Source organism: Microbacterium sp. (assembly GCF_052102115.1).
Classification (GTDB): domain Bacteria; phylum Actinomycetota; class Actinomycetes; order Actinomycetales; family Microbacteriaceae; genus Microbacterium.
The window spans coordinates 1-3,515 of record NZ_JBQDVP010000110.1; the positions used below are offsets into that span (position 1 = coordinate 1).

At 64.8% G+C, this 3,515-nt stretch carries 4 protein-coding genes, 1 tRNA gene and 1 pseudogene; all 6 read right to left on the minus strand.

Annotated features, from left to right (window positions below):
- Window positions 1-395: 395 nt before the first annotated feature.
- Window positions 396-1,082, minus strand: coding sequence for a 50S ribosomal protein L1 (gene rplA, locus ACTICP_RS16080; RefSeq protein ID WP_441894084.1), 687 nt, complete (start codon window positions 1,080-1,082; stop codon window positions 396-398).
- 11 nt (window positions 1,083-1,093) lie between these two features.
- Window positions 1,094-1,525 (minus strand): 50S ribosomal protein L11, encoded by a 432-nt coding sequence (gene rplK, locus ACTICP_RS16085; protein WP_417508634.1) that lies wholly within the window; start codon window positions 1,523-1,525, stop codon window positions 1,094-1,096.
- A gap of 171 nt (window positions 1,526-1,696) precedes the next feature.
- A complete protein-coding gene (gene nusG, locus ACTICP_RS16090) occupies window positions 1,697-2,755 on the minus strand; it encodes a transcription termination/antitermination protein NusG (protein ID WP_441894086.1) in 1,059 nt (352 codons plus the stop codon).
- A gap of 45 nt (window positions 2,756-2,800) precedes the next feature.
- The gene (gene secE, locus ACTICP_RS16095) at window positions 2,801-3,064 is read right to left on the minus strand and encodes a preprotein translocase subunit SecE (RefSeq protein ID WP_441894088.1); all 264 of its coding nucleotides are present in this window, start codon (window positions 3,062-3,064) and stop codon (window positions 2,801-2,803) included.
- A gap of 40 nt (window positions 3,065-3,104) precedes the next feature.
- Window positions 3,105-3,177: transfer RNA gene (locus tag ACTICP_RS16100), tRNA-Trp, on the minus strand.
- Window positions 3,178-3,299: 122 nt separating this feature from the next.
- Window positions 3,300-3,515 (minus strand): annotated as a pseudogene (locus ACTICP_RS16105) (ubiquinone-dependent pyruvate dehydrogenase); the annotation flags it as partial.

The window sequence follows — 3,515 nt, forward strand, 5'->3', positions numbered from 1 at the left end:
ACCCACGACCCAGCCATCACAACCAGGCCCGCAGGGCAACTTCTCAATCTTACCCTCCTCATCTGGCCTGTCAAATCGACGCGCCGACCGGATCTGAGATCCGCTGCGCGGTTGAAGTGAACCGCAGAAGAGGTGGAAGCTCCCATTCTAGACGCAAGCGTCCAGGTCTCTCAAGTGAGAGATTCGGGAGGTGGTTCTCCGCTTGAGGGGGGTGAGGCTCTGAGCCTCTCCGCTTCCCTGTGGGGCGAACAAGTAATAACTTACGCGGGATCGGCATCCCGGGCAAATCGAGGTCGCTCCCCTGGCGTGTCGTGCCCGGCGGCGCCTGCGCGCGGCCTCCTCGAGCACGACGAAGGGCTCCCACCGCAGCGGTGAGAGCCCTTCGTCAGTCAGCGTCAGATGGCGTTGACGTCCAGCGGGATGCCGGGACCGAACGTGGTCGAGACGGCGCCCTTCTGGATGTAACGGCCCTTCGCGCTCGACGGCTTCAGCCGGACGATCTCTTCGAGAGCCGCACCGATGTTCTCGTCGAGCTGCTCAGCCGAGAACGATGCCTTGCCGACGATGAAATGCACGTTGGCGTGCTTGTCGACGCGGAACTCGATCTTTCCGCCCTTGATCTCCTCGACGGCCTTCGCCGGGTTCGGAGTCACGGTGCCGGTCTTCGGGTTGGGCATGAGGCCACGGGGGCCGAGCACCTTTCCAAGTCGACCGACCTGACCCATGAGCTCAGGGGTCGAAACGGCGGAGTCGAAGTCGGTCCAGCCGCCGGAGACCTTCTCGATGAGCTCGGCGCCGCCGACCTCATCTGCGCCGGCGGCGATCGCGGCCTCGGCCGCGGGGCCGGTGGCGAACACGATGACGCGAGCGGTCTTACCGGTACCGTGCGGGAGGATGACGGTGCCGCGCACCATCTGGTCAGCCTTGCGAGGGTCGACAGCGAGCTTCAGCGCGACCTCGACGGTCGAGTCGAACTTCGCCGAACCGGTCTCCTTCGCGAGAGCGACGGCCTCGGTGGGCGTGTAGAAACGGTCTGCCTCGATCTTCTCGACGGCAGCCTTGTAAGCCTTGGACTTTGCCATGATTATTCCCCTCAGCCCTCAACCGTGATGCCCATGGAGCGGGCTGTACCGGCGATGATCTTCGAGGCTGCCTCGATGTCGTTCGCGTTCAGGTCGGCCTGCTTGGTCTCGGCGATCTGGCGGACCTGGTCCTTGGTGATCTTGCCGACCTTGACGGTGTGCGGTGTGGCCGAGGCCTTCTGCACTCCTGCGGCCTTCTTGATGAGCTCTGCTGCCGGCGGCGTCTTGAGGATGAACGTGAAGCTGCGGTCCTCGTAGACGGTGATCTCGACCGGGACGACGTTGCCGCGCTGCGACTCGGTCGCAGCGTTGTACGCCTTGCAGAACTCCATGATGTTCACGCCGTGCTGACCGAGCGCGGGGCCGATCGGCGGCGCGGGGTTGGCGGCACCGGCGTTGATCTGGAGCTTGATCAGGCCGGTCACCTTCTTCTTCGGTGCCATTCTCTTTCCTTTCGTCGAATCGGATGCCGCAGCATCCGGTTCTCCCGCGAACCCGGCATCTCCGGGCGGCGGTCGTCTGGGCGCGCGAAGGCGCACAAACCAGGTAAGTCTACCGCATGGCGAACGCCCCGTCGGCCGGAGCCGAACGGGGCGTTCGTGAAGCGGATCGCGTCAAGACATCTTGGTGACCTGGTCGAACGAGAGCTCGACCGGGGTCTCGCGTTCGAAGAGCGACACGAGCACGGTGAGCTTGCCGCTCTCGGGCTTGATCTCACTGATCGAACCGGGGAGCCCGGCGAACGAGCCCTCCTTGATCGTGATCGTCTCGCCGATCTCGAAGTCGACCTCGGCCGGCACGGTCCGAGCGACCGCGACACCGCCCTTGGACTGCACGTTCTTCGCGGTCGGGACGTCCTTGACCTCAACGAGGGCCTTGAGCATGTTGAACGCCTCTTCGAAGCGCAGCGGCGTCGGGTTGTGGGCGTTGCCCACGAAGCCGGTCACACCCGGGGTGTGGCGGACAACCGACCAGGTGTCCTCGTTGAGCTCCATGCGCACGAGCACGTAACCGGGGATGCGCACCCGCGTGACCATCTTGCGCTGGCCGTTCTTGATCTCGACGACGTCCTCCATCGGGACCTCGATCTGGTAGATGTCGTCCTCGACTTCGAGCGTCGACTTGCGCTGCTCGATGTTGGCCTTCACCTTGCGCTCGAACCCGGCGTAGGAGTGGATGACGTACCACTTGCCCGGGAGCATCCGAAGGTCCATGCGGAAGGACTCGTAGGGGTCCTCGGCCTCGTCGTCGGGCGCAGCTTCCTCGGAAGCATCGCCCGCTGCCGCGGCATCCGCATCTGCGCTGGGCTCGTCAGCGGTGTCGGGGCCGTCGTAAGGAGCCACCTCGTCGGCCGCTGCGGCCTCAAGGTCAGCGGCCTCTTCAGCCGTCGCGTCATTGAGGACCTCGGCGGCAGCTTCTGTCTCTGCCGTCTCGTCCAGGTTGAGAGCGTCGTTCACGATCGCGTCCGCCTCCGGGTCGTCGATTTCGATGTCTTCTGTGCCTTCTGCATCGCCGTCATCCGCGCCGCCCTCGATGTGGACGGCCGAATGCTCGGCCGCGGAAGACGCCTTCTCTTCGGCAGAGAGGACGTTGCCCTCCTGCGCCTCGTCGTCCTCGCTGGACTGCTCCGCGGCGGTCGCCCAGTCGGCGTCGTCGGAATTTCGTTCAGACACGTTGTTTCTTTCCATTCAGTGCGGCCGGAACCGCCAGAGCGACGCTTATTGCGGCACTCCGAAGACCTGCGCGGTCAGCCACGAGAACGCGGTATCCAGACCGTACACGAAGGCCATCACGATGATGACGAAGACCAGCACGACCGCGGTGAACTTGAACAGCTCCTTGCGGGTCGGCGTGACGACCTTGCGCAGTTCTCCGATGACTTGGCGGAAGAACAGTGCGATCCGCCCGAAGAAGCCGAGCTTCTTCACACCGGCGGCACCGCCTGCCGCGACGATCTCGCCGCGCGGTTCGTCCTGATCCATCCTGAATGTACCTTTCGTGTGCCAGCGTGGCGCTGACGCGCAGGGCGGACAGGAATCGAACCTGCAACCTGCGGTTTTGGAGACCGCTGCTCTGCCAATTGAGCTACCGCCCTAGAGCCCTGACGGGCCCTGGATCTGCCTTCATCCTGCGCCCGGAGGCACGGGAAAAGAATGCAGACAACTGCCCGTCCAGTGTACGGCATGCCGCGCGACCGGGCGAACGCGGGGGCGGGACTCAGAACAACTGCCGCCAGTTCGCCCTGGCGAGGTCGAGCAGTTCGTCGCCGCGGCCGGACATCACCGTGCGGATCGCATACAGCGCGAAGCCCTTGACCTGTTCAGCGGTGATCGCCGGCGGCATCGACAGCTCCTGCCGCTCCGTGACGACGTCGAGCAGCGCAGGGCCGTCGTGGGCGAGGACTTCGGCGACGGCATCCGGGAGATCTTCGCT

Coding starts and splice junctions, on each gene's coding strand:
- rplA (WP_441894084.1), bottom strand. CDS start 1,082: ATGGCAAAGTCCAAGGCTTACAAGGCTGCCGTCGAGAAGATCGAGGCA.
- rplK (WP_417508634.1), bottom strand. CDS start 1,525: ATGGCACCGAAGAAGAAGGTGACCGGCCTGATCAAGCTCCAGATCAAC.
- secE (WP_441894088.1), bottom strand. CDS start 3,064: ATGGATCAGGACGAACCGCGCGGCGAGATCGTCGCGGCAGGCGGTGCC.